Source organism: Streptomyces solicamelliae (assembly GCF_045348655.1).
GTDB lineage: Bacteria > Actinomycetota > Actinomycetes > Streptomycetales > Streptomycetaceae > Streptomyces > Streptomyces solicamelliae.
On sequence record NZ_CP160404.1, the window covers coordinates 5023076 to 5049098 of the forward strand.

A 26023-nucleotide genomic window follows, 5' to 3' on the forward strand; every position below is an offset into this window, starting at 1 on the left:
GGGCCGATTCCGGGCCTACGGTCGTCTCATGACCGCTTACGAAGTACCCCAGCGCATGAACTTCTCGACCGTCGCCCCCAAGGTGTTCAAGGCCGTTCTGGCCCTCGACGCCGCCGCCCGTGAGGGCATCGACCCGGTGCTCCTCGAGCTGGTGCAGATCCGCGCCTCGCAGATCAACCGCTGTGCCTACTGCATCGATTACCACACCTCCGACGCCCGCAAGGCCGGCGAGACCGAGGAGCGCATCTACCAGCTCAACGGCTGGGAGGAGTCCTCCCTCTACACGGTGCAGGAGCGGGCCGCGCTCGCCCTCACCGAGGCCGTCACCCGGCTCCCCGACGGCGTGCCGGACGCCGTCTACGACGAGGCCGCCCGGCACTTCGGCGAGAAGGAGCTGGCCCAGCTCATCGCGCTGATCTTCACCGTCAACGCCTGGAACCGGATGAACGTCACCACCCGCAAGACCCCCGGCACCGAGTGACCTGCCGCACCGCCCCGAGCGCGCCGGCCGCCCCCACGGGGCCGCCGCACTCGGTCCGCAGGGGCCCGCTCCGCAGAGCGGGCCCCCCACCCCGTCCCCGCCTCACGAAGGGCTGACCCTGCCGTGACCACCCTCGAAACCCCGGTGTCCCCGCCGACGGACGACCGCTCGCCCGTCAAGGGCTGGCTCGCCGTCCTGGCCGTGACCCTGGGCATCTTCTCCCTGATGACCTCGGAGCTGCTGCCGGTCGGCCTGCTCACCCCGGTCGGCTCCGCCCTCGACGTCTCCGAGGGCACCGCGGGCCTCATGGTGACCGTCCCCGGCCTGGTGGCCGCCGTGTCGGCGCCCCTGGTCACCGTCATCACCGGCCGCGTCGACCGCCGCCTCGTCCTCGTCGTCCTCATCGGCATCGTCGGACTGGCGAACCTCGCCTCCGCCTTCGCCACCAGCTTCGCCGTCGTGCTGGTGGCCCGCTTCCTCATCGGCATCAGCGTCGGTGGCTTCTGGTCCATCGCCGGCGGCATCGCGCTGCGCCTCGTCCCCGAGCGGCACGTGCCCCGCGCCACCGCCGTCATCTTCGGCGGCGTGGAGACCGCGTCCGTCCTCGGCATCCCCACCGGCACCATCATCGGCGACCTCAGCGGCTGGCGCACCGCGTTCGCCGCCGTCGGCGTCCTCGGCCTGGTCTCGCTCGCCGCCATGGTCGTGCTGATGCCGAAGGTGCCCGCCGAACAGACCATCACCTTCCGCGACCTGCCCAAGGTCTTCAAGGGCAACGCGGGCGTCCGGGCCGGCATCGCGATCACCTTCCTGGTGATCACCGGACACTTCCTCGCCTACACGTTCGTCCGCCCGATCCTCCAGGACGACGGCATCGCCGACGGCATGATCGGCGGCCTGCTGCTCGCCTTCGGCGTCGCCGGCATCTGCGGCAACTTCATCGCCGGCGCGCTCATCGCCAAGCGTCTGCGCGAGGTCGTCGTGGGCATCTCGATCGTGCTGACCGCGGCCATGGTGCTGTTCGCCCTCGTCGGCAACTCCCCGCTCACCGCGGGCGCCCTGCTCGTCCTGTGGGGCCTCGGTTACGGCGCCGTGCCCGTCACCTTCCAGACCTGGATCCTCGACGCGGCGCCCGACGCCACCGAGGCCGCCTCCTCGCTGTACGTCTCCACCTTCAACCTCTCCATCGCCCTCGGCGCCCTCTTCGGGGGCTTCGCCGTCGACGGCATCTCCACCACGAGCGTGCTGTGGATCGGCGCCGCCCTCGCCCTGGTCACCCTGGTGGTGCTCGGCGGCGTCCGGCGCACCGCGCCCGCCCCGGCCGCCAGCGCCGCGGAATGAGGCCCCGGGCCGCCCGGCGGCCCGAACCGACCGACTCCACCTGACGATTGAGGACCGGCAATGACCGAGCACACCCCCGCCCCAGGCATCGTCCGCCCCGGCGACGACGCCTACCGGGGCCTGGCCACCAGGGGCCTGAACGAGCGCTTCACCGCCGAGCCCGAGGCGTTCCACGTGGCCACCAGCACCGCGCAGGTCGTCGTCGCCGTCCGCGACGCCGTCCGCGACGGCCGGCGGATCGCCGTCCGCAGCGGCGGCCACGGCTACGAGAACACCGCCGGCGACCCGGAGGTCCGGGTCGTCATCGATCTCGGCGAGATGCGCGAGATCGCCTGGGACGCCGAGCGCGGCGCCTTAGCCGTGGAGCCGGGCGTCCGGATGGCCGACCTGTACCGCACCCTGTACGAGAACTGGGGCGTCGCCCTGCCGGCCGGCGACAGCGCCACCGTCGGTCTCGGCGGCCACGTCGCCGGCGGCGGCTTCGGCTCGCTGTGCCGCAGCGCCGGCCTCGCCGCCGACCACCTGCTCGCGGTCGAGGTCGTCGTCGCCGACGCCGACGGCGAGGTCCGCGCGGTCGTCGCCACCCGCGACCCCGAGGACCCGCACCACGACCTGTGGTGGGCCCACACCGGCGGAGGCGGCGGCAGCTTCGGCGTCGTCACCCGCTACTGGTTCCGCTCCCCGGACGCCGCCGGCGACGACCCGCGCACCGCGCTGCCGGTCCCGCCCGCCTCCGTCCTCACCGGCACCGTCCTGTTCAACCGGGCCGGCCTCGACCGCGCCGCCCTGCACACCCTGGCGGGGAATTTCGGCCGCTGGCACGAGGAGAACAGCGCCGCCGACTCCCCGTACGCCTCGCTCTTCTCCGGCCTGATCCTCAACGGCCGCCCCCGCACCGACGACCCGGGCATGGGCGCCGTCGTCTTCGCCCACGTCGACGCCACCCGCCCGGACGCCGAGCTGCTGCTCAGCGACTACCTGGCGGCCGTCACCGAGGGCCTCGGCGACTTCCCCGTCGTCCTGCCCACCGAGGCGGTGCCCTGGCTGGAGGCGAAGAAGGCGCTCGCCCAGGCCCAGGACGCCGAGACCGGCCGCCAGAAGGTCAAGTCGAGCTTCCTGCGCCGGGCCTGGACCGCGGAGCAGATCGACACCCTGTACGACTACCTCGACAGCACCGACCACGACCACGACAGCGCTCTGATCGCGCTCCAGTCGTACGGCGGCCGGGTCAACACCGTGCCCGCCGGCGCGACCGCGTCCGCCCAGCGCGACTCCGTCATGCAGGCGTTCTTCATGAACACCTGGCAGGACCCGGCGCAGGACACCGCCGCGCTCGCCTGGATCGCCCGCCTCTTCCGCGACCTGTACGCCAAGACCGGCGGCGTCCCGGTGCCCGGCGACGCCGACCAGGGCTGTTACGTCAACTTCGCGGACACCGACATGGCCGACCCCGAGTGGAACACCTCCGGCGTCCCGTGGGAGGAGCTGTACTTCCTCGGCAACGCCGGCCGGCTGCGGACGGCCAAGGCCGCCTGGGACCCGCGCGACGTCTTCCGGCACGCGCTGTCGGTGCGGCTCCCCTGACCGGTCGGGGCCGGCGCCTCGCGCGCCGGCCCCGGCGGTTCCGCCGACCGCCGTGCGTACCAGTCCCCGAAGCCAACCACCGGTGAGGACACCGTAGATGCTGCACTTCGCCCTGCTCGGTCCGATGGAGGTTCATGTCGACGGGGAGCTGCGGACGCCGACCGCGCCCATGGCCCGCCGGGTGCTCGCGGTCCTCCTCGCGCACGGGGACCGGGTGGTCCCCACGGACCGGTTCATCGAGGAACTCTGGGACGACCAGCCACCCAAGTGCGCGCGCAAGACCGTCCAGACGTACATCTACCAGTTGCGCAAGGCCCTGGCCGGCCGCGACGGCGACACCCGGGGCCTCGACCTGGTGGAGACCCACCCGCACGGCTACCGCCTCCCGGTCCGGGACGGCGGGGTGGACCTGCTCGACTTCCAGAGCCTGGTGCGCGAGGGCAAGGACGCCCTCGCCCGCGGCCGGGCCCGCGAGGGCGCCGAGGCGCTGCGCCGGGCGCTGGACCTGTGGCGCGGCGGCGTCCTGGAGGACGTCGACACCGGCCCGGTGCTCGCCGCGCAGGCCGCCCGCATCGACGACCTGCGGATCCAGGCGCTGGAGCGGCGGATCGCCGCCGACCTGACGCTCGGCCACGACCGGGCCGTCCTGGAGGAGACCCGCGACCTGACCTACGAGTACCCGCTGCACGAGGAGTTCTGCGCCCAGCTGATGACCGCGGCGCGCCGCTGCGGACAGCGCGGCGAGGCCCTCTCCGCGTACGCCCGGCTGCGCCGCGCCATGGCGAAGGAGCTCGGCCTCGAACCGTCCGCCCGCCTCCAGGAGCTCCAGCGCGCCGTGCTGGCCGGCGGGAACGAACGGCGGCCCGCCCCGGCGCGGCCCGCCGCCGGACCCGTGCAGTGCCAGCTCCCGCCCGCCATCGCCGACTTCGTCGGCCGCGGCCCCGAGGTGCGGCACATCGCCATGGGCCTCGCCCCGAGCGCGTTCCCCGAGGGCGCGGAGCCCGCCGGGGTGCGGATCGTCACGGTCACCGGAGGCCTGGGCGTCGGCAAGACCGAGGTCGCCCTGCAGGTGGCGCACCGGATGCGCGGCGCGTTCCCGGACGGGCAGCTCAAGGCGTCCCTGCATCTGGAGGACGGCACGCCCAAGCAGCCGGCCGAGGCGCTGCGCGAACTGCTCGCCGCGGCCGGCCACGACCGGGCCGACCTGCCCGAGCGCACCGACGACCTGGCCCGGCTCTTCCGCACCTGGGCCTCCGGCCGCCGCATGGTGCTGCTCCTCGACGACGCCGCGGACGCCGAACAGCTCGGCCCGCTGCTGCCGGCCGGCCCCGGCAACGCCGTGATCGTCACCTCCCGGCGCCGGCTCGAGGGCCTGCCCGGCACCGTCACCTCCGTCGAACTGGGCCCCCTGGTGGAGTCCGACGGACGGCGGCTGCTCGCCCGGGTCATCGGCGAGGAGCGGGCCGCCCGCGAGCCGGACGCCACGGCGGACGTGGTGGCCTGGTGCGGCGGTCTGCCGGCCGCCGTCCGCGCGGTCGGCAGCCGGATCGCGGCCTGGCCGGGCCGCAGCCTCGCCGAGTTCGCGGCCCGGCTCTCCGACGACCAGGTACGGCTCGAGGAGCTGAGCAGCCCGCACCTGGACGTGCGGCGCTACCTCGTCGAGTCCGCCGACCGGCTGCCGCACAGCGCGCGCGCCGTGCTCACCGAGATCAGCCGGGCCGAGCGGGTCGACGTCACCGTCGCGTACCTCGCCCGCCGGCTGCACCGCTCGGTCCCGTCCATCGAGCGCTCCGTCGAACTGCTCGCGGCCTTCCACGTGATCCGTCCCGCGGTGTGGAACGGCGAGCACCTGCTGTGCGTCCCCCAGCTGTTCCGGCTCGCCTTCGCCGGCGGCGACCGGGGCCGGCACACCGACCCCGGACGCCGTGGCGCGGTGGGCCGGCTGGGCGTCCGTACCCTGACGGCGCGCCGGCTGGCCTGCGCGGCGGCGTCATGACCGCGTGAAACGTTTCGCCGGTCGTGTCGCCGTTCGTTGCTCCGGTCAGTCGACGCTCTGCGCGAACCGGAAGAACCCGTGCGGGTCGACGGCGCGCTTCACCGCCCGCAGCCGCGGGTAGTTGCGCCCGTAGTACGCCTCGCGCCAGTCCGCCAGCGCCGGGTCCATGTAGTTCTGGTAGGACCGGCGGGTGGACGACGGCAGGAGGGTGGCGTACCCCCGGTCCACCCAGGCCTGGGCCTGCTCGCGCTGCTCGCGGGACGGGTCGGGTACGGGCAGCCCGACCTGATAGCCCGCCTCGAAGAGCGTGTCGCGGTGGACGAACGCGGTGTCCGAGGGCGCGAGATCGCCCACCCGGCCGCCGTACGCGAAGAGCCCGAGGAACCGGAACTGTCCGGGAACGGGCTCACGTGTGAGCGCGCCGACGGCGGCCTCCGCGGTGGCGCGGTTCCACGTCCGGGCGAAGAACACGTTCCGGTAGCTCGCGTACTGCTCCCGGGGCAGCCGGGCGTGCGGGGAGTACCCCACCCGGTGACAGGCCTCGACACTGCTGTCGGCGCACCCGAACACCTTCATCATCGCCTGCCGGAAGGGCAGTTCGACGACCTCGCGGCTGACCGGGCGGCGCCCGAGCCCCTTCACGAGCTCGTCCAGGAGCCGGTCGCAGCCGGCCTGCGCGCCGATGAACCCGCCCGAGAGCACGACCGTCGGCAGGGTGCCGGCGGGGGAGTCCTCGGGCAGCAGCAGGAAGAGCTCCGCCGACAGCTCGCGCGGGGCCTGCCGCACCCACTCCTGCCAGGCGAGCACCACGTCGACGGCGTCCGCCCCGTCGAAGCCGAGGTTGTACAGACTCAGCGAGGGGATCCGCACCGGCGCGACCTCGTACTCGGTCACCACACCGAAGTTGCCCCCGCCGCCCCCGCGCAGCGCCCAGTACAGATCCGGCCGCTCGTGGGCGGAAGCCCGTACGGACGTGCCGTCGGCCAGGACCACCCGTGCCGACACCAGCCGGTCGGCGCCCATCCCGAACTTCCGCGCGGCCAGCCCGAAGCCGCCGCCCTGCAGCCAGCCGCCGATGGCGACCGTCGGACAGGTGCCGGAGGCGACCTGGAGCCCGTACGGGTCGAGCGCGTTCACGATGTCCACGCCCTGCGCCCCGGCCCCGATCCGCACGGTGCTCCCGGCCGGACGCACCGCGCTGATCCGCGACACGTCCACGACCAGCCCGCTCGACGTCGAGTACCCGGCCTGGCTGTGCCCCCCGCTGCGCACGGCGACGGGCACCCCGTGGTCCTGCGCGAACCGGAGACAGCTCGCGACATCGCCGGCGGACGCGCAGTACGCCACGCCCTGCGGCCGCACCACGTCGTACCGCGCCATCTGCAGCTGCTTGGCGACCTCGTACCCCGGGTCCCCCGGCAGCACCAGCTCCCCGCCGAGCCGCCCCCGCAGCCTCCCCCACGGCACCCCCGCCGTGACCGCCCCGGCCACCGGCACCACCCCGCCGGCAAGGGCCCCGAAGGCCCCGACCGCAGCACCCGCACGCACGACCGTACGTCTGGACAGCATGAGGAATCCCCCCTGAACTCAGCCCGCCCCCCGGCAGGCGACGATGCGCCGCACACTGGCACGGTGAACGTCCCGTTCCGGCCGCACAGGCCGGAAACGAGGGGGAATCCGTCAGATAATCGGATGCGGGACAAAGGCAGGTCCCGCGCCGGTCAGGGCCTCCGGCTCACAGGCGCTTCGCGCTGCGCAGCGTCTTGGCGTAGTAGCCGTTGCCGTCGAGCCGGGAGACACCGCCGACGTCGCCGATGGTGGGCCCGTTCACCTCCTCGCGGCTGGACACGAAGATGAGGTGGCCCTGGGTGTCGTGGCCCAGGACCATGCCGACGTGGTCGAGGCGCTGTGCGGTGCGGGCGTCGAGCTTGAAGAAGACGAGATCGCCCGGCTGCAGCTGGTCGATGGCCGTCGGGCGGTCCTGCGCCGTGACGCCGGTGAGCGGCAGGATGTCCGCTCCCAGCTTGGAACGGGCCATGCCGTTCGCGGTGCGCGGCAGGCCGTCACCGGACTTGTCCGACGACATCAGCGGATAGCGGGCGCGGAAGCCGAGGACCATGCGGATGAAGCCGGAACAGTCCAGCGAGCGGGCCCGCATGGCCTCGGGCTTGCCGACGACACCGTCGCGGAAGGGGTAGGGGGTGCCGAGGTAGTCGTAGAAGTCGGACTGCTCCAGACGCAGGTCGTTGCCCGCCGACCCGGCGCTGTTGAGCGGACCGAAGTTCGCGTCGCCCGCGTACGGGACGCCCTGTCCGTCCTTGCGCTGCGGGGCGCCGGTCACGTACTGGAACGCGAAGGCGAAGAGGTCGTCCTCCTTGCTGCCGGCGAACTCCTTGTACCAGTCCTTGAACCACGCCTTCTTCTCCGCGCCCTTGGCCCAGGGCTTCGGCATGAGGCGGACCCAGTCCGTCGTGGAGACCTTGGAGGCCGTCGAGGTCGGCTCCGCGAAGGTGCGGGCCGGTCCTGTCAGCGTCGCGGTCCGGGACCCGTCGGTGAAGACGGCCTGGACCTGGCCGTCGGAGCCGCGCAGCACGCTGCGGGCCGGGCTCTCCAGCCGGGACCACTTCGCCCCGGCCGTCTCCTTGGCCTGGCCGGCATCTCCCTTGCGGCCGTTGAGGATGCCGACGTTGCGCACCTCGGTGACGCCCCGGTCCTCCTGCTTGCGCAGTTCCACGGTCAGGTATCCCGAGGCTGCGACGAGCCCGAGGACCATGAGTCCCGTCAGGATCGGGCGAGTCTTCTTCCTCGCGGTCATCGTTGTTCCTCGATTCTCAGACGGCGGGCATGACGCCGAGCAGCAGGCCGGCGGCGACCACGATGTAGGCCATGAGGGAGACGGAGGCCGTCGCCAACAGGGTGGGTCCCTTGGGCTGGCGGACCAGCTGGTACGCGATGAGGCCGGGGACGATGAAACCGAGCGTCTGGTTGCCGTACAGCAGCGGGAACTTGATCGACAGGACGATCATCACCGTGGCCTGGAGCAGGACGCCCAGCAGGACCACCGCGGCGAACAGCCGCTTGCCGTAGAGGATCACGAGGCGCTGCATGACCTTGGTGCCCGCGTAGGTCAGGGCGGTGACCCCGACGACCATGGCCGCCCGCTGGAGGTCCTCGATGAGGGTCAGGGCGATCCAGCCCGGCGTGATCATGCCACCGGGGGAGAGGTTCGTCGTGAGGTAGCACAACAGGGAGAAGAACAGACCTATGGCGATGCCCAGGGCGGCCATCTCAGGGGTCAGGGCGGTGGTCAACGGGGGCTCCGGACGCGGGTACGGGTTGAGGCGGGACAGGGGGCGGCTGCAGCCGGCAGGGTCAGGAGCGCGGACGCGGGCCGTCGCTCTCCTGCGGCGGCTGATCGAACCAGCCGAAGGACTCCGGGGTTTCGTGCGGGCTCGGCTCGTCCTCGGACAGCGGCCGGGAGGCGAACGAGGGCGAGGGCTCCGGGCGTGCGGCGGTGGGCTGGACCGGGATCCGCACGATGGGAAGCTCCATGGTGCGGGACGCCTGGTACCGCTCCTCGTAAGCGGGCGGGTAGGAGGCGTACGGGTCCAGGTGCGCCGGCTGGGCAGCCACGGCGGTGGCCTGGTCGGGGCCGGTGCCCGAAGGGGTCTCGTCCGCCGGGAGTTCGGCGAGGTGGTCGAGCAGTTCCTCGCCCTGGCCGTGGATGTTGCCGATGGCGACGAGCGAGGAGCCGTCGGGCATCCGGCTGAGCAGAGCCGGCATGAACTCGTCCGCGGGGCGCCGGTCGCCGCCCAGGTCGACCACCCGGTCCCGCCACGCGGCGGGGATGGCGTCGATGGCGCTCTTGGACGGGTGGCCGATGACGAAGACGTTCTCCGGCTGGAGCTCGGGGACGATCTCGCCCATCTGGCCGTTGCGCTCGACGCGGTCGGGCCGGCAGTTGATGACGACGTTCAGCGGCCGGCTGATGGCTCCCAGGTCGAGAAGCTGGTTGACGTTCATCAGGGTGGACTCGGGGTCGTTCGCGGCGAAGACGTTGGCGAAGGCGAGCCGCTTGCCCTCGGGCGTCACATAGCGCTCCACGGACAGGACACCGGGGTCCGGCGGCGCGTCGTACATGCCCTGCAGCGCGGTCCGGCGGTCGATCCCGAGGAGTTCGGCCACGGCCAGGGCGATCGCCACGTTCTCCTTGAAGGTGAACCAGCTGAAGCCCCGCAACTCGTCGTCGGTGACCGTGTCGGGGTCGGCGTAGACGAGTCGGCAGTCGCGGGCGTCCGCTTCCTCCTGCAGGATGTGGAACCGCTCCTTCTCCGCGGTCACGCAGATCCCGCCCTCGGGCATCGAGCGGCACAGGGAGCGGGCCACGTCGTCCAGCGTGGGGCCCATCTCGGCGAGATGGTCCTCACGCACGTTGCACAGCACGCCGATAGTGGAGCGGATGAGCTTGCTCTGGTTCACCTCCTGCAGGGCGGGCATGACCGCCATGCACTCGATGACGAGGGCGTGCGGCCGGTAGGCGGCCGCACGGCGCACGATGCCGATCTGCTCCACCACGTTGGCGATGCCGAACTTGCGGTAGACGGGCTCCTCGGTCGCGTCGGGGTGGATGAATCGGGCGGCCGTCCCGGTCGTCTTGGCGACCGTGACCAGGTCGCCGCCGCGCAGGGCCCCCGCGCACAGCCGGGTGATGGAGGACTTTCCCCGGATGCCGTTGACGAGCACCCGCGTGGGGATCGTGTGCAGGGCGGCATAGTGCCTGCGCTGTTCGACGATGCCCGCGATCAGCAGGAACACGCTGCCGGTCAGCAGCACGAAGTAGAGGTAGAGCACGGCCTTGTCACCTTCCGCCGACGCCGGACGGGTGCTCCGCCGGCCGACGCGCCTGGTTGTGTCGGTGGGCCTGCGCCTGCTGGCGCAGGAGTTCGAGGCTGCGGACCACGGCGCCCACCTCGTCCTGGTAGCGCGGATACAGCACGGTCTTGACGTCGCCGTCCGCGAGCCTCTCGGCGCCGGCGGCCAGGGCCCGCAGCGGCCGTACGACGACCAGGTAGACCCAGCCGAGGCAGAGGATGATCAAGGCCAGTCCGAGCATGCCGGCGAGCACACTGCGGCTCTCCCGCTCGTACGCGGCGATCTGGAAGCGCTCGGCGTCCTGCCTGCTGACGACCGTCCAGCCGATGTCGGCGGTGACGCCGCCGCCGGAGAACGGGGCCGCCGCGGCGACCGTCACCTTGCCCTTCTCGCGAATGAGCAGTCCGTTCTCGACGGGGCCCGCCCCGACCCGGACGCCCGCCGCGCGGACCAGGTCGGTCAGGGCCTGGCCGGACAGCTCCTCGAACGCCAGGAAGCCGTCGCTGGCGGCGACGGTGAGGCCGTCGGCGTCCACGACACGGACCTCTCCCAGGCCGGGCCGGGCCAGCAGCGAGTTGAGGAACTCCACCCGGATCTCCCCGACCAGCGTGCTGCCCTTGCGCCCCGGTACCTGGGCGCCGGCCTGGATCACCGGTTCCTTGCCGCCCTTGCCGGACACGCGGACCGGAGGCAGGTCCTCACCGGCGCTCCAGGCATGCGGCTCCTCGCCCGCACGGGCGCTCACCCTTCCGTCGGCGTCCACCACGTACAGGGCCTGATAGCGGGGGTGCTTGACCAGGGCGTCCTCGAGCAGGCGGGTGTCGTCGCCCGCCGTCTCCTCGCCGATGGGGCGGGCGACCGAGGCGAGGTCGGCGTGGGCCTCGTTGAGTGCCCTGCGGAGCCGGTCGGCGATGAGATCCGTACGGTCCCGCTGGTCGTTCACCATGGTGGTCGGCACGCTGACCGAGCCGTCCGTACGGTTCAGCAGCAGGCCGACGGGCACGCACCACACGAGCAGCAGCGCGGCCGTCACCGCGAGCGGTCCGCGTCCCCCGAGCCGGCCTCCCCGGCGCGGGACGGAGCGGGAACCGTCGTCCTCGCCCCTCAGCTGCCGCCGCAGGCGCTCCAGGGCGGTGCCGATACGGGCCGCCTCTCCCCAGCGGGGCACGGTGACGGGCCGCGTCAGGTCGCCGCGGGCGATGCGGCGCGACTCCAGAAACAGCCGCAGCAGGGGTCGCTGCACGGTCGCCCACAGGACGCTCACCGCGAGCAGCCCGAGCAGGACGAGGAAGCCGGCGGCGGCCAGGCCGTACAGCTCGCGGTCGGGCTGCCCGGTCTGCTGCTGGACCACGGGCAGCAGGGCCACGACCGTGAGCCCGAGGCCGGCGGCGACGCTCTGCTTCTCCGCCGGGTCCGAGGAGGCCAGCGACGCGTACCCGGCGGTGGCCAGGCGGCCGTTGTACTCGCTGCCGAGGAGGGTGCCGCTGACACCGGGGTAGCCGCGGGAGCCGGGCTCCTTGGCGCGGACCGGATGCTCCTCGGTCCTTGCCGCGGCCCGCACGGCGAGCTTGCTCATCTGCTTCTGGAGGAACGCGAGTTCCTTGCGCTCCTGGTCGGAGTTGAGCGCCTCGGCCTGTTCGAAGCCGGCCGTGCCGAGGACCTCGCCGCCCTCCGCCACCACGGCCATGGAGCGGAACGGGCCCAGGTTGATGGCGGGCACGGAAAGACTGCTGGACGCGATCAGCAGGTGCTGGGGCCGGTCCTTCCAGTCCAGCACCGCCATGGTCATCAGCCGTACGTCACCGGTCTCCAGCCGGACCATCCGGGGCGTCAGAGCCCGCTCGCCGGTCAGGACGTCCTCGTCCAGCCAGGCGAGCGGGATCTTCTCGCCGCGCGCGGCCAGGACGTCTCCGCCCTCCAGGTCCACCACGGTGGTGCCGGTCCACTTCTGGTACGTCCGGCCCAGGTCCGACAGGATGCGTCCGGGCTCGACCGGGCGGCCCGCACTCAGCGTCGCGGCGGTGCGCTCCAGGTCCGTGACGCGCTCGTCGATGGAGGCGCGCAGGGCGATGGCACCGTCCTCGGCGAAGTACTGCTGGGAGGACAGCACCGCCTTCGGCACGGCCGTGTCGTCGCCGGGGCCGAGCACCTTCGCCGACAGGCCCGCCAGGGCGAGGACCAGGACACACATGATCGCGATCGGCGGACGGATGCCGCCGAGGAGCGGCATGTCCGCACGCCGGCGGCTCTTGCGTCGCCCGCCTCGCACGGCGTAGCCGGCATTGCTCGAACTCACTGATGCTCTTTCTGATCCTGCGGTGATGTGTGGACGGGGGCGGGCCTGAGGCTCAGTCCGTCAGGGACAGCTCTGCCATGCCGTCGCCTCCAGGAGCCCCCCGGTTGAAGAGGAAGCCCCTCGTCCGCTCCGCGGCGAGGCGGTACCGGGCGAGACGGTCCGCGGGCAGGGAGCCCGGGTTGTCGAGTACCTGCCGCACGTCGACGAGCCGGTGATCACGGACCGTGCCCTCCGGGAGCTTCTCGCCCTCCTCGGCCTCGGGCGGAATGTCCACCAGCGTGGTGCGGTAGCGGGCGGCGACGTCCCAGCCGGAGGCCGTCTCCCGGAACTCGAACCAGCCGATGGCCCCCTCCTCGGTCAGTCCCGTGGGCGAGGAGTGCCGGGCGACCTGGTTGCCGAGGCTGTAGGCGACCCAGGTGCCGTTGAGCTTCTGGATCGGCTGCACCACGTGGGCGTGGTGTCCGATCACGAGGTTGATCCCCGTCTCCTTGGTGATGCGCTCGGCGAGCTGCAGCTGGGGGACGCTCGGCTCGTTGTAGTGCTCAAGGCCCCAGTGGACGGAGAGGATCACCACCTCGGCGCCCTGCCGGCGGGCCTCGGCCTCGGCCTGCTTGATCGCGCTCGTACCGATCCGGTTGAAGGCCCAGCTCTCCTTCTTGGGCGTGGGGTTCAGGAACGACTCCCACGAGTAGGACAGGTGCGCCACCTTGACCCCCTTGACGCTGCGGATGTTGATCCGCTTCGCCTCCTCGGGGGTGCGCGCCGAGCCGGTGTGGCCGAGCCCCACCCGGTCCATCGCGTCGAGAGTCCGGCGGACCGCCTTCAGACCGTGGTCGTAGGTGTGGTTCGAGGCCGTCGAGCAGGTGTCGTAGCCCACATCCTTCAACGTGGTGAGGATCTGTGGCGGCACCAGGAACTCCGGGTACCCCTGGAAGGGCCCCCGGGGCTTGCCCACGGGGGTCTCCATGTGACAGATGGCCAGGTCGGCCTTGCTGATCACGGGGCGCACGCCGGCCATCATCGGGCCGAAGTCGAGCCCGGCCTCCCCCTTGCCGGTACGCTTCGCGTCCGCGGCGGCCTGCTCCACCAGCTCGGGATGGATGAGAACATCTCCCGCGGCGGCGACGGTGAAGACGCGCCCTCCCGGCGTACGCTGCGGCTCCGCAGGGCTCGACGCGCAGCCGGCGGCGAACAAGGAGAAGGCCGTGGCTCCTGCGAGCGCACGACCTATGCGGAGAGAATCACACCATGTCACCAGAAGAGCTTCGCATGCGATTCGAAACCCAAAACCCATACATCATCACGAGATCATCACATTGCCTGCGGGCCCTCGCTGTGCTCGGTATCGCACTGGCCCTCCTCGGCTGCCAGTCGACCTCTCGCGACGACGCCGCAGGGGGTTCGCAGGGCCGCGAACTCGTGGACCTCGACGACAGGATCGTCGAATACGCCAAGCAGGCCGGATCCCGTGAGCGCTACACGCCCCCCGGCAAGAAGCAACGGCGGCAGTTGGCCGAGGGCGTCGGCCGCCTGCTGGACGGTGACCTGGAAGAGGCCGAACGGCTCCTCGACTCCGTGGGTTTCCGGGTGAACCGCCTCACGGACACCGCTTCCGGGCGGCGTTACAACGAGGTCGCCGCCCGTGAGCCGGGTACCGAGGCACGGTGGGGAAGGCTGTACGTCCATGCCGATTCCGGCGTCCGCTGGAACGTGCAGGTGCCCCACCCCGTCGCGGACCGCGGCACCGAAGCCCTCGGGGCCCGGCTTCTCGAGGACGTACCGGGAGGGGCCCTCGTCGTCGCCGGCGCCCACCGCACCGCGGGCCGCGGGGACGCGGCGGACGTCGCCCACCGCACCGACAGCGTCTTCCACGCGATCGTCATGGAAATGCAGCGACGGCGCATCCCGGGGCTGCAGCTGCACGGCTTCGCGAGGGCCTCGAACCGCCCCTACGAGGCCATTCTCTCGACCGGCGCCGCGGAGACGGCGCCCGCGGAGGCCGACGCGGTCGCCGACCGCATGGAGAGCAGCGACCTGCGGGTGTGCAGGGGATGGTCCGACCGGTGCCCGCTGGAAGGAACGCAGAACGTCCAGGGAGAGGGCGCGACGCGGTACGGCGCGACGTTCGTCCACGCCGAACTCGCCCCGGACGCCCGTGGCGACGAACCCCGGGCCGAGGCCGTGCGGGAAGCCCTCTCCGGGCTCCTCACCACATGGAACGAAGCCGGCCGGCCATGACCGGCCGCACGGCCCGGTACGGCCTCAGCACTCGATGATGTTCACCGCGAGGCCGCCGCGGGCGGTCTCCTTGTACTTGACGGACATGTCGGCGCCGGTCTCCTTCATGGTCTTGATGACCTTGTCGAGGGAGACCAGGTGGCTGCCGTCGCCGCGCATGGCCATCTTGGCCGCGGTGACGGCCTTCACCGAGGCCATGCCGTTGCGCTCGATGCACGGGATCTGGACCAGGCCGCCGACCGGGTCGCAGGTCAGGCCCAGGTTGTGCTCCATGCCGATCTCGGCGGCGTTCTCCACCTGCTCCGGGGTGCCGCCCAGGACCTCGGCCAGGGCGCCGGCGGCCATCGAGCAGGCCGAGCCGACCTCGCCCTGGCAGCCGACCTCGGCGCCGGAGATCGAGGCGTTCTCCTTGAAGAGCATGCCGACCGCGCCGGCCGCCAGCAGGAAGCGGACCACGCCGTCCTCGTCCGCGCCCGGCACGAAGTTCATGTAGTAGTGCAGCACCGCCGGGATGATGCCCGCCGCGCCGTTCGTCGGGGCGGTCACCACACGGCCGCCGGCCGCGTTCTCCTCGTTCACGGCCATCGCGTAGAGGGTGATCCACTCCATCGCGTGCGCCGCCGGGTCGCCCTCGGAGCGCAGCTTGCGGGCCAGGGCCGAGGCGCGGCGGCGGACCTTCAGGCCGCCGGGCAGGATGCCCTCGCGGGTCATGCCGCGCGAGACGCAGGCCTGCATGACCCGCCAGATCTCCAGCAGGCCGGCCCGGATCTCGTCCTCCGTGCGCCAGGCCTTCTCGTTCTCCAGCATCATCGCGGAGATCGACAGACCGGTGTCCTTCGCCATCCGCAGCAGCTCGTCGCCGGTGCGGAAGGGGTACTTCAGGACGGTGTCGTCGGGGATGATCGGGCTCTGGCCGTCCACGGCGTCCTCGTCGACCACGAAGCCGCCGCCGACCGAGTAGTACGTCTTCTCCAGGAGCAGCTCGCCCTCCGCGTCGTACGCGAAGACCGTCATGCCGTTGGCGTGGTACGGCAGCGCCTTGCGGCGGTGCAGGATCAGGTCCTCGTCGAAGTCGAAGGGGATCTCGTGCGCGCCGAGGACGTCGATCCGGCCGCTCGACTTGATCCGCTCCACCTGCTCGTCCGCCGTCTCGACGTCGACGGTGCGCGGCGAGTTGCCCTCCAGGCCCAGCAGCACCGCCTTCGGGGTGCCGTGGCCGTGGCCGGTCGCGCCCAGCGAGCCGTACAGCTCGGCCCGTATCCGCGCGGTCGGGGCCAGCAGCCCCTCGTTCTTCAGCCGGCGCGCGAACATCCGCGCCGCCCGCATCGGGCCCACCGTGTGGGAGCTGGACGGGCCGATGCCGATCGAGAACAGGTCGAAGACCGAGATGGCCACGGGGACTCCTTGTGGGGCTAGACGCCGTTGTCTGCCGGGGTGGTGCAGAAACGCCAGGGGGAGGGGGAGGGAAACCTAGTGGGGGTGATCACGCAGGATCGCTACGTGGGGCGGGGCACCGCGCTCACTTCCAGTGTGCGCGGTGCCCCAGAGGTCCGTACGAACAAAAGCGTACGAAATTACTTCAGGCCGGGGTACAGCGGGTGCTTCTCCGCCAGCGCGGTGACCCGGGCCTTGAGCGCCTCGGCGTCGAAGCCGGGCTTCAGGGTCTCCGCGATCACGTCGGCGACCTCGGCGAAGTCCTCGGCACCGAAGCCACGGGTGGCCAGGGCCGGGGTGCCGATCCGCAGACCGGAGGTGACCATCGGCGGACGCGGGTCGTTCGGGATCGCGTTCCGGTTGACCGTGATGCCGACCTCGTGGAGGCGGTCCTCGGCCTGCTGGCCGTCCAGCTCGCTGTTGCGCAGGTCGACCAGGACCAGGTGCACGTCCGTGCCGCCGGACAGGACGGACACGCCGTGCTCGGCGACGTCGGTCTGCGTCAGACGCTCCGCGAGGAGCCGGGCGCCCTCGATGGTGCGCTGCTGGCGCTCCTTGAAGTCCTCCGAGGCCGCGACCTTGAAGGAGACCGCCTTGGCGGCGATCACGTGCTCCAGCGGACCGCCCTGGAAGCCCGGGAAGACCGAGGAGTTCAGCTTCTTCGCGAACTCCTTCTTCGCCAGGATGATGCCGCCGCGCGGGCCGCCCAGGGTCTTGTGCGTCGTGGAGGTGACCACGTCCGCGTACTCGACCGGGTTCGGGTGCAGACCCGCCGCGACCAGGCCGGCGAAGTGGGCCATGTCGACCCACAGGTACGCCTCGACCTCGTCCGCGATCCGGCGGAACTCGGCGAAGTCGAGCCGGCGCGGGTACGCCGACCAGCCGGCGATGATCACCTTCGGGCGGTGCTCCTTGGCGAGGCGCTCGACCTCGGCCATGTCGACCAGACCGGCCTCGTCCACGTGGTACGCGACCACGTTGAACTGCTTGCCGGAGAAGTTCAGGCGCATGCCGTGGGTGAGGTGGCCGCCGTGGGCCAGGTCCAGGCCCAGGATGGTGTCGCCCGGCTGGGCCATCGCGAAGAGCGCGGCCTGGTTGGCGGAGGCGCCGGAGTGCGGCTGGACGTTGGCGTACTCGGCGCCGAACAGCTCCTTCACCCGGTCGATGGCGATCTGCTCGGCGACGTCGACGTGCTCGCAGCCGCCGTAGTAGCGGCGGCCGGGGTAGCCCTCGGCGTACTTGTTGGTGAGGACCGAGCCCTGGGCCTCCATGACCGCGACCGGAGCGAAGTTCTCCGAGGCGATCATCTCGAGGGTGGACTGCTGACGGTGGAGCTCGGCGTCGACGGCGGCGGCGACGTCCGGGTCCAGCTCGTGGAGAGGGGTGTTCAGAAGCGACATCGGGAGTGTGTCCTTAGCTGCCGGAGAACTCGGTGTACTCGTCGGCGGAGAGCAGGTCCTTCGGCTCCTCCGCGACGCGCACCTTGAAGAGCCAGCCGCCCTCGAACGGAGCCGAGTTCACCAGCGCCGGGTCGTCGACGACGTCCTGGTTGGCCTCGACGACCTCGCCGGTCACCGGCGAGTACAGGTCGCTGACGGACTTGGTGGACTCCAGCTCGCCACAGGTCTCGCCCGCGGTCACCGTGTCGCCGACCTCAGGGAGCTGGACGTACACGACGTCGCCGAGGGCGTTCGCCGCGTGCTCGGTGATGCCGATCGTGGCGACGCCGTCCTCGACGGGCGACAGCCACTCGTGCTCCTTGCTGTAGCGCAGCTGCTGGGGGTTGCTCATGACCTGAATTCTCCTGTACGCGGGGGAGTGCTGGTGAACGGGGGAGTGGGTGCGGGACGAGACGTGCTCAGTGTCACTTCTGGCGCTTGTAGAACGGGAGCGCCACGACCTCGTACGGCTCGTGCGTGCCGCGGATGTCCACGCCGACGCCGGGGGTGCCGGGCTCGGCGTGCGCCGCGTCGACGTACGCCATGGCGATCGGCTTGCCGAGCGTCGGGGACGGGGCGCCGGAGGTGACCTCGCCGACGACCTCGCCGGCGACGACGACCTGCATGCCGGCGCGGGGCACCCGGCGGCCCTCGGCGATCAGGCCGACCAGCTTGCGCGGCGGGGCGGTCTCGGCGCGCTCGGCGGCCTTCTCCAGCGCCTCGCGGCCGACGAAGCGGCCGTCGTTGGTCGTCTTCTCGAACTTCACGACCCGGCCGAGACCGGCGTCGAAGGGGGTCAGCGAGGTGGTCAGCTCGTGCCCGTACAGCGGCATGCCCGCCTCCAGGCGGAGCGTGTCGCGGCAGGACAGGCCGCAGGGCACGAGGCCGACGGGCGCGCCGGCCTCGGTGAGCGCCTTCCAGACGCCCTCGGCGTGCTCCGGCTTCAGGAACAGCTCGAAGCCGTCCTCGCCGGTGTAGCCGGTGCGGGCGATCAGCGCGGGGACGCCGGCGACGGTGCCGGGCAGGCCGGCGTAGTACTTCAGGCCGTCCAGGTCGGCGTCGGTGAGCTGCTTGAGGATGCCGGGGGACTCCGGACCCTGCACGGCGAGCAGCGCGTACGCGTCGCGGTCGTCGCGGACCTCGGCGTCGAAGCCCCCGGAGCGGGCGACGAGGGCGTCGAGGACGATCTGGGCGTTGGAGGCGTTGGCGACGACCATGTACTCCGTCTCGCCGAGGCGGTAGACGATCAGGTCGTCGAGGATGCCGCCGTCCTCCTGGCAGATCATCGTGTAGCGGGCGCGGCCGACGCCCACCGTCGAGATGTTGCCGACCAGGGCGTGGTCGAGCAGCTCGACGGCCTGCGGGCCGGTGACCGTGATCTCGCCCATGTGCGACAGGTCGAAGAGACCGGCCTTGGTGCGCACGGCGTTGTGCTCGTCGCGCTCGCTGGCGTACCGCAGCGGCATGTCCCAGCCGGCGAAGTCGGTCATGGTGGCGCCCAGCGAACGATGCAGCGCATCGAGGGCGGTCTGGCGGGGGGCGGTGCTCATCTGGATGGCTCCCGGTTCCAGGGGGCGTGGCGTGCAGGGCACGGCCGGTGCATGACGGGTGAGGACTTCCTCCCCATCTGTCATGGAACCTGAGAGGTTCACCGGGGGCATCCCCGGCTTGCACCTTGGGTGGGACCGCGACGACGCGGCCCGCTTTTCAGATCTGCCTCATCCACGCGGTATCGGGGCCTGAGAGATTCAAGGGAGGGTCTTGCTCCTTCGGCGCCCGGTCCGGATTGCTCCGGTCCAGGACTCTCCCGCGCGGATTCGAGCGGCCGGTATGTGGTTGTGTGCGCTTGGCGCGCACATCATTGCATGCGGGATCTCATCGGCAAATCGCTTGTGCCTCATTACCGTCTCTTTACACTTTGTGGGCAAGGGTCCTACAGACCCGGCAGGGGGAGTGACGCATGACCTGGCAGCGAACCGGAGCGATGGCGACAGGAACGGGCATACCGGCCCAGCGGGTGCAGCGAGCCGCCCGGCGGGCGGTGCCCGTGCTGCGCGATCTGCGCCAGCGGGACGGCCGCGGGCCACGCGTGCTCGCCTTCGCGGAGGGCGACGTGGTGGTCGTCTCCGGACTCCCCGGCAGCGGAAAGTCGACGCTCATCCGGCGTACGGCCGAGGGCCGGGCCATCGACTCGCAGGACGTGCGTGAGCGCTGGGAAGCGAAGATGCCGGGCTTTCTGCCGTACGCCGTCTACCGCCCCCTGGTACGCGTGGCGCACTACGCGGGACTGCGCTCCGCCCTGCGCTCCGGCCGGAGCGTGGTCGTCCACGACTGCGGCACGCAGGCCTGGGTCCGCCGCTGGCTGGCCCGGGAGGCCCGCCGCCGCGGCCGCTCCCTGCACCTGGTCCTGCTCGACGTCACCCCCGAGGTCGCCCGCGAGGGCCAGCGCGACCGGGGCCGGGGCGTGTCCGGGTACGCCTTCACCCGGCACCGCCACGCCGTCGGCCGGCTGCTCGCCGCCGCCGAGGCACAGCGCCCGCCGGCCGGCTGCGCCACCACCACTCTGCTCGACCGGCCCGCCGCCACGGCCCTGCGCCTGATCGCCTTCCGCCCGGCGCACTGACCCGCCCCGGCGGCGACGCCCTGACCTGCCCGGAAAGCGGAGTGCAACCCTCCGCCGCTGGGCGCGGTCCTGGTGGGAGAAGTCACGGCGTCCGAATCGGGGGCAGCATGCCCGCGCTGTCGGTCCGCGACGTTAAGGTGCCCGCAGGAAGCGGCGCTGAAAGGGAAGAACGTGGACTTCGCATGGCCGGGCAACGAGCTGGAGGAGACGCTCGCTGCCGCGCTCGGCGCCCCTGACGCGGGGGCCCGGCTCGTCGAGGTCCTCGGGCGCAGCCACGTGTGGGTGCCCCTGCCGGAGGGCGGCGGCCCCGAGAGCACCTCCCTCGACCTGCCGACCGTGGAGATCGGCGGCGCCGCGTACGTGCCCGTCTTCAGCTCCGAGCAGCAGTTCCTGGCCTGCGTCGGCACCCACATGTCGTACACCGTCGCCCCCGCCCGCGACTTCGCCCGCGGACTGCCCCCGCAGCTCGGCCTCGCCGTGAACCCGGGCGGCACCGTCGGCGTGCCGCTGCCCCCGCCCGCCGTCGCCGAACTCTGCCGCACCGGCCGCAGCGCCCTCGACGGCCCCGCCACCGGCGGCCGGGTCACGCTCTACGAGCCCGACTGGCAGGACGACCCGGTCGACTTCCTCTCCGCCGCGGCCGCCGAGTTCGAGGCCCTCGGCAGCGTCACCACCGCCCGCCGCGCCCTCGCCCGCGTCGAGGGCGGCGAGCCCGCGCTCTTCGTCGGCGTCCAGCTCTCCGTGTACGACGGCGTCGACCGCGACGCCCCTCTCGACGCGCTCGGCCGGGCCCTCGGCCGGACTCCGGTCCGCTGGCCGGTGAACATCGTCCTGCTCGACGTCGCGCAGGACCCCGTGGCCGACTGGATGCTGGCGAGGGTGCGGCCCTTCTACCAGCGCGTGTACGCATAATCGAAGCCGAACGGCAGACGGAAGCAGACGGAAGAGGGGCGGAACCCAGGGTGAGTGCGTCGCGCGACGCTGCGGCCGGCCGGACCGGGCAGGCCGGCGGTCAGGTCGAACACCTGCTGCGCCAGGTCGCTCCCGGCCGCTACGACGCGTACGAGGCGCTCCTCGGCGCCCTCGCCGGCGAGCAGCTGTGGATGCTGCTGTGGCACGGCCGGCCGGGCGCCCCCGACGCCCAGTACGGGAACATGCAGGTCGACGGCCTCGGCTACGCGCCCTGCGTCACCTCCGCCCAGGAGCTGGCCGCCTCCGGCTGGACCCGCGACCACGAGGTCGTCACCGGCCGGGACATCGCCCGCGCCCTCTACCCCGACCGCTGGGGCATCTGGCTGAACCCGCACGCCCCCGGCGGCGGCGTCGGCATCCCCTGGGCCGATCTGCGCCGCATCGCCACCGGCCTGGACCGGATGCCCGCCGGACCCCTGCGGCTCTCCGAACCCGCCCTCGAACTCCCGCAGTTCTACGCCCTGCTCACCCAGAACGCGCACCGCACCCCCGCCGTCCGCTCGCTGCGCCGCGCCTGGGTGCAGCCGGTGCTCGGCTCCCCGTACCTGGCCATCGGGCTCGATCTGTACGACACCTCGCCGGCCTCCGTCGAGTCCGTGCGGGCGATGATGCGCCAGTCCGTGACCGCCGTGCCCGACGGGCTGCCCGTCTCCACCGTCGCCATGTCCGACACGTTCGACCCCGTCTCGATGTGGCTGCACGCCTCCGCCCGGCCGTTCTACGACCGCGAGGCCCACGGCGGCGGCGCGTCTCACCAGCCGGGCTACGGCTACCCGCCCGCGCCGCCGCGCTGAGACCCCGGCCGGCGGTGCCCCGCCCCCGGCCGAAAACCCCCTGCCGAGCTGAGGTTTTGGCTCCGCTTTCGGGCGCCGAACGCTGCGATGTCCTGCATCGGACCGATTTGCCAACTGTCCGGGTCTCAGCTTGATATCACCGCTATGCGGACTGTTCTCTGCGCTGTCACTCGCCAGTAGCGTTCGCCCGGTCAAGACCACGCAGTATGGCGAGCCAGGGGTGGACCCATGCGAATATTCAAGTCCCGGGCGACCCGGGCTTTGACGGCGGCCCTCACGGTCGGCCTCATAGCCACCGGGTGCGCGAGCGAGCGGGGGGACGGCGACAAGGGCGGTGCCAAGGACACGTTCGTGTTCGGCGCCCCCGGTGACCCGGCCTCCCTCGACCCGGCCCTCGCCAGTGACGGCGAGACCTTCCGGGTCACCCGACAGGCCTTCGAGGCGCTCCTGGAGCACGAGTCGGGCGGCAGCAAGCTCGTCGGCGGCCTCGCGGAGAAGTGGTCCAGCAACCCCGCGGGAACGGTCTGGACGTTCAACCTGCGCAAGGGCGTGAAGTTCCACGACGGCGAGAAGTTCGACGCCTCCGCGGTCTGCGCGAACTACGACCACTGGTTCAACTGGAAGGGCACCTACCAGTCGAGCGCGGTCTCCTACTACTGGCAGACCATCATGGGCGGCTTCAAGACCAACGAGGACAAGGAAGCCCCCAAGCCGAACTACAAGTCCTGCACCGTCAAGGACGACAGCACGGCGGTCATCGAGGTCCTCGAGCCCTCCGCCAACCTGCCCGGCGGCTTCTCGCTGCAGGCCCTCGCGATCCACTCGCCGAAGGCCCTCAAGGAGTACGCGAAGCAGGCGGCGACCGCCAAGGGCGACGCCATCACGTACCCCAAGTACAGCCAGGAGGCCGGCCTGGTCGCCGGTACCGGCCCGTACAAGATCACGAAGTGGAACAAGGGCAACAAGGAAGTCAGCCTGACCCGCTTCGACGACTACTGGGGCGAGAAGGCCAAGGTCAAGAACCTGGTCTTCCGCACGATCGACACCGAGGACGGCCGCCGTCAGGCGCTGCAGGCCGGTGACATCAACGGCTACGACCTGGTCGCGCCCGCCGACATCAAGACCCTCGAGGGCGCCGGCTTCAAGGTGCCGACCCGCGACGTCTTCAACCTGCTGTACGTCGGCATGTCGCAGGAGAAGAACCCGGCGCTGAAGAAGCCCGCGGTCCGCCAGGCCATCGCGCACGCCATCGACCGCGAGAACATCGTCAAGACCCAGCTGCCCGAGGGCGGCAAGGTCGCGACGCAGTTCATGCCGGACACGATCGCCGGCTTCTCCGAGAACGTGAAGAAGTACAACTTCGACACGGCCAAGGCCAAGCAGCTCCTCGCCTCCGCCGGCGAGAGCGCCCTCTCGATCGAGTTCTGCTACCCGACCGAGGTCACCCGGCCGTACATGCCGGCCCCGCAGGACATCTTCGAGCTGATCAAGGCCGACCTCGAGAAGGCCGGCGTCAAGGTCACCCCGAAGCCGATGAAGTGGAACCCGGACTACCTGGACGCCACCGAGGCCGGCTCCTGCGCCCTGCACATGCTCGGCTGGACCGGTGACTTCAACGACGGTTACAACTTCATCGGCACCTGGTTCGCCGAGTACGACAAGCAGTGGGGCTTCAAGGACGACAAGGTCTTCGCCGCGGTGAAGGCCGGCTCGCTCCAGGGCGACCCGACCAAGCGCACCGACCTGTACAAGAAGGCCAACGAGACGATCATGGAGTACCTGCCCGGTCTCCCGCTGTCCTCCTCGCCGCCGGCCATCGCGTTCGGCAAGGACGTCAACCCGCCGAAGGTCTCCCCGCTGACGCAGGAGAACTTCGCCGAGGTCTCCTTCAAGTAACACACCCGTAAGCGGTCCGCCCGGTCACGCGTTCCTCTCGTGACCGGGCGTCCGCGCATCCACCCTCCACGCAAGAAAGGGGCACGCGGGGTGTTGCGACTCGTCGTACGACGACTTCTCCAGCTCATACCCACCCTGCTCGGCCTGTCGGTTCTGCTGTTCGTCTGGCTGAACCGACTGCCCGGCGGACCCGCCTCAGCGATCCTGGGCGAGCGGGCGACCGAAGCCGATGTGGCACGTATCAACCGCGCGCTGGGACTCGACCAGCCGCTCTACGTCCAGTACGGACGGTTCCTCAAGCGACTCTTCGAACTCGACCTGGGCACCTCGGTGCAGACCGGGCAGCCCGTCTGGGACGAGTTCGTGCTGCGCTTCCCGGCCACGGTGGAGCTCAGCCTCGCCGCCATGCTGCTCGCCACCGCCGTCGGCATCCCGCTCGGCTACCTGGCGGCCCGCAAGCGCGGCGGCTGGCTCGACGTGGCATCGGTGTCGGGCTCGCTGCTCGGCATCTGCATCCCGGTCTTCTTCCTCGCCCTGCTGCTCAAGGGCATCTTCGCCGTCGAGCTCGGCCTCTTCCCCAGCTTCGGCCGCATGTCCACCGGTCTCGACGCCACCGAGGTGACCGGCTTCGCCGTCCTCGACGGCGTGCTCACCGGTGAGTTCGACGCCTCGTGGGACGCGCTGATGCACCTGGTGCTGCCCGCCCTGGCCCTGTCCTCCATCCCGCTCGCCGTCATCGTCCGGATGACCCGCGCCAGCGTCCTGGAGGTCCTCGGCGAGGACTACATCCGCACCGCCGAGTCCAAGGGCCTGGAGCGCCGCGTGGTGCGCGGCCGGCACATCCTGCGCAACGCGATGCTGCCCGTCGTCACCGCCGTCGGCCTGCTCACCGGCAGCCTGCTGTCCGGCGCCGTGCTCACCGAGTCGGTGTTCTCCTTCGGCGGCATCGGCTCCTTCATCCGTACCGCCATCGACGCCCGCGACTACCCGGTACTCGTCGGCTTCATCATGTTCATCGCGATGGTGTACGTGCTGATCAACCTTCTGGTGGACCTCGCGTACAGCGTCATCGATCCGAGGGTGCGGGTGCACTGATGAGCCTGGTATCCACCAACACGTCGAAGCTCGACCGGCTCGCCGAACTCACGGCGAAGTCCGAGACTTCCAGCGGCGCCAGCCTGTGGCGCGAGGCGTTCCGCCGGCTGCGGTCCAGCAAGATGGCCGTCATCGGCGCCGTGGTCATCGCGCTGTTCGTCGTCGTCGCCGTCGTCGGCCCGTGGGTCGCGCCGCACGGGCCCACCGCCCAGATCTGGCGCGGCGAAGTCTTCCCCAACCAGGGCAAGTTCGTCGGCCCGCGCGCCGAGAACTGGTTCGGCCTCGACCACCTGGGCCGGGACATGTTCTCCCGCTTCCTCGTGGGCGCCCGCCAGACCCTGCTCGTCGGCGTCGTCTCCATGCTGATCGGTCTGATCGCGGGCGCGGTCGTCGGCGCAGTCTCCGGCGCCGCCGCCACGCTCGGCGGGCGCACCGGCCGGCGGATCGACTCCGTCATCATGCGTGTCACCGACATCATGCTGGCGCTGCCGTCGCTGCTGCTCGCGGTGTCCATCGCCGCGGTGATGGGCCAGTCCCTCACCACCGTGATGATCGCCGTCGGTGTGGTGCAGGTGCCGGTCTTCGCGCGTCTGCTGCGCGGTTCGATGCTCGCCCAGGGCGGCAGCGACTACGTGCTCGCCGCGCGGGCGCTCGGTATCCGCAAGCGCCGGATCGTGCTCACCCAGATCATGCCGAACTCGCTGAGCCCGGTGATCGTCCAGGCCACGCTGAGCCTGGCCACCGCCATCATCGAGGCGGCCGCGCTGTCGTACCTCGGACTCGGCAACCCCGACCCGGCGGTGCCGGAGTGGGGCGTCATGCTCTCCCAGGCACAGCGTTTCTTCGACAACGCGCCCATGATGTCCGTGTATCCGGCGGTCGGCATCATCATCACGGCCCTCGGCTTCACCCTGCTCGGCGAGGCCATGCGCGAAGCCCTCGACCCGAAGCTGCGAGGTTGA

21 protein-coding genes and 1 riboswitch are annotated in these 26023 nt (G+C 71.6%); of the genes, 11 read left to right on the plus strand and 10 right to left on the minus strand.

What is annotated here, in order from left to right:
- Positions 1 to 28 precede the first annotated feature (28 nt).
- The 4 genes from ABZO31_RS23525 to ABZO31_RS23540 all read left to right on the plus strand — a co-directional run bounded on the left by ABZO31_RS23525 (position 29) and on the right by ABZO31_RS23540 (position 5402).
- Positions 29 to 481 (plus strand): carboxymuconolactone decarboxylase family protein, encoded by a 453-nt coding sequence (locus tag ABZO31_RS23525; protein ID WP_406863254.1) that lies wholly within the window; start codon positions 29 to 31, stop codon positions 479 to 481.
- 123 nt (positions 482 to 604) lie between these two features.
- Positions 605 to 1822, plus strand: coding sequence for an MFS transporter (locus ABZO31_RS23530; protein ID WP_406863255.1), 1218 nt, complete (start codon positions 605 to 607; stop codon positions 1820 to 1822).
- A 60-nt stretch (positions 1823 to 1882) separates the two neighbouring features.
- Positions 1883 to 3406 (plus strand): FAD-binding oxidoreductase, encoded by a 1524-nt coding sequence (locus ABZO31_RS23535; protein ID WP_406863256.1) that lies wholly within the window; start codon positions 1883 to 1885, stop codon positions 3404 to 3406.
- A gap of 97 nt (positions 3407 to 3503) precedes the next feature.
- Positions 3504 to 5402 carry an AfsR/SARP family transcriptional regulator gene (locus ABZO31_RS23540; protein ID WP_406863257.1) on the plus strand — a complete coding sequence of 633 codons (1899 nt, stop codon included), beginning with the start codon at positions 3504 to 3506 and terminating at the stop codon, positions 5400 to 5402.
- A gap of 45 nt (positions 5403 to 5447) precedes the next feature.
- Here ABZO31_RS23540 and ABZO31_RS23545 read toward each other — a convergent pair whose 3' ends face one another.
- The 6 genes from ABZO31_RS23545 to ABZO31_RS23570 form a co-directional block, all read right to left on the minus strand.
- The gene (locus tag ABZO31_RS23545) at positions 5448 to 6971 is read right to left on the minus strand and encodes an FAD-binding oxidoreductase (protein WP_406863258.1); all 1524 of its coding nucleotides are present in this window, start codon (positions 6969 to 6971) and stop codon (positions 5448 to 5450) included.
- Between the two features lie 166 nt (positions 6972 to 7137).
- On the minus strand, positions 7138 to 8217 hold the full coding sequence (locus ABZO31_RS23550; RefSeq protein ID WP_406863259.1) for a C40 family peptidase: 1080 nt from the start codon (positions 8215 to 8217) through the stop codon (positions 7138 to 7140).
- 16 nt (positions 8218 to 8233) lie between these two features.
- Positions 8234 to 8689 (minus strand): poly-gamma-glutamate biosynthesis protein PgsC/CapC, encoded by a 456-nt coding sequence (locus tag ABZO31_RS23555; protein WP_406865448.1) that lies wholly within the window; start codon positions 8687 to 8689, stop codon positions 8234 to 8236.
- Between the two features lie 85 nt (positions 8690 to 8774).
- Positions 8775 to 10253 (minus strand): poly-gamma-glutamate synthase PgsB, encoded by a 1479-nt coding sequence (gene pgsB, locus ABZO31_RS23560; protein ID WP_406863260.1) that lies wholly within the window; start codon positions 10251 to 10253, stop codon positions 8775 to 8777.
- A gap of 7 nt (positions 10254 to 10260) precedes the next feature.
- The gene (locus ABZO31_RS23565; RefSeq protein ID WP_406865449.1) at positions 10261 to 12504 is read right to left on the minus strand and encodes a HAMP domain-containing protein; all 2244 of its coding nucleotides are present in this window, start codon (positions 12502 to 12504) and stop codon (positions 10261 to 10263) included.
- A gap of 118 nt (positions 12505 to 12622) precedes the next feature.
- The gene (locus ABZO31_RS23570) at positions 12623 to 13825 is read right to left on the minus strand and encodes a CapA family protein (protein ID WP_406863261.1); all 1203 of its coding nucleotides are present in this window, start codon (positions 13823 to 13825) and stop codon (positions 12623 to 12625) included.
- A 14-nt stretch (positions 13826 to 13839) separates the two neighbouring features.
- On the opposite strand from ABZO31_RS23570, the gene ABZO31_RS23575 reads away from it, so the two are divergent.
- The gene (locus tag ABZO31_RS23575) at positions 13840 to 14808 is read left to right on the plus strand and encodes a hypothetical protein (protein WP_406863262.1); all 969 of its coding nucleotides are present in this window, start codon (positions 13840 to 13842) and stop codon (positions 14806 to 14808) included.
- Positions 14809 to 14832: 24 nt separating this feature from the next.
- Here ABZO31_RS23575 and ABZO31_RS23580 read toward each other — a convergent pair whose 3' ends face one another.
- From ABZO31_RS23580 to gcvT, 4 genes are all read right to left on the minus strand, one after another.
- Positions 14833 to 16203: an L-serine ammonia-lyase gene (locus tag ABZO31_RS23580; protein WP_406863263.1), complete on the minus strand. Its 1371-nt coding sequence runs from the start codon at positions 16201 to 16203 to the stop codon at positions 14833 to 14835.
- A 179-nt stretch (positions 16204 to 16382) separates the two neighbouring features.
- Positions 16383 to 17642, minus strand: a complete 1260-nt coding sequence (glyA, locus tag ABZO31_RS23585; RefSeq protein ID WP_406863264.1) for a serine hydroxymethyltransferase — start codon at positions 17640 to 17642, stop codon at positions 16383 to 16385.
- Positions 17643 to 17655: 13 nt separating this feature from the next.
- The gene (gene gcvH, locus ABZO31_RS23590) at positions 17656 to 18033 is read right to left on the minus strand and encodes a glycine cleavage system protein GcvH (protein ID WP_406863265.1); all 378 of its coding nucleotides are present in this window, start codon (positions 18031 to 18033) and stop codon (positions 17656 to 17658) included.
- Between the two features lie 73 nt (positions 18034 to 18106).
- Positions 18107 to 19231, minus strand: coding sequence for a glycine cleavage system aminomethyltransferase GcvT (gcvT, locus tag ABZO31_RS23595; protein ID WP_406863266.1), 1125 nt, complete (start codon positions 19229 to 19231; stop codon positions 18107 to 18109).
- Positions 19232 to 19398: 167 nt separating this feature from the next.
- Positions 19399 to 19501, minus strand: a riboswitch (glycine riboswitch).
- 140 nt (positions 19502 to 19641) lie between these two features.
- On the opposite strand from gcvT, the gene ABZO31_RS23600 reads away from it, so the two are divergent.
- The 6 genes from ABZO31_RS23600 (at position 19642) to ABZO31_RS23625 (ending at position 26023) form a co-directional block, all read left to right on the plus strand.
- Positions 19642 to 20304, plus strand: coding sequence for an AAA family ATPase (locus ABZO31_RS23600; RefSeq protein WP_406863267.1), 663 nt, complete (start codon positions 19642 to 19644; stop codon positions 20302 to 20304).
- A 171-nt stretch (positions 20305 to 20475) separates the two neighbouring features.
- Complete coding sequence (locus ABZO31_RS23605; protein ID WP_406863268.1) at positions 20476 to 21216, plus strand: enhanced serine sensitivity protein SseB; 741 nt, start codon at positions 20476 to 20478, stop codon at positions 21214 to 21216.
- Positions 21217 to 21266: 50 nt separating this feature from the next.
- A complete protein-coding gene (locus ABZO31_RS23610) occupies positions 21267 to 22070 on the plus strand; it encodes an enhanced serine sensitivity protein SseB C-terminal domain-containing protein (protein WP_406863269.1) in 804 nt (267 codons plus the stop codon).
- 228 nt (positions 22071 to 22298) lie between these two features.
- The gene (locus ABZO31_RS23615; protein ID WP_406863270.1) at positions 22299 to 23966 is read left to right on the plus strand and encodes an ABC transporter substrate-binding protein; all 1668 of its coding nucleotides are present in this window, start codon (positions 22299 to 22301) and stop codon (positions 23964 to 23966) included.
- Positions 23967 to 24056: 90 nt separating this feature from the next.
- Complete coding sequence (locus tag ABZO31_RS23620; protein ID WP_406863271.1) at positions 24057 to 25061, plus strand: ABC transporter permease; 1005 nt, start codon at positions 24057 to 24059, stop codon at positions 25059 to 25061.
- Complete coding sequence (locus tag ABZO31_RS23625) at positions 25061 to 26023, plus strand: ABC transporter permease (protein WP_406863272.1); 963 nt, start codon at positions 25061 to 25063, stop codon at positions 26021 to 26023. The genes ABZO31_RS23620 and ABZO31_RS23625 overlap by 1 nt, the downstream gene beginning before the upstream one ends.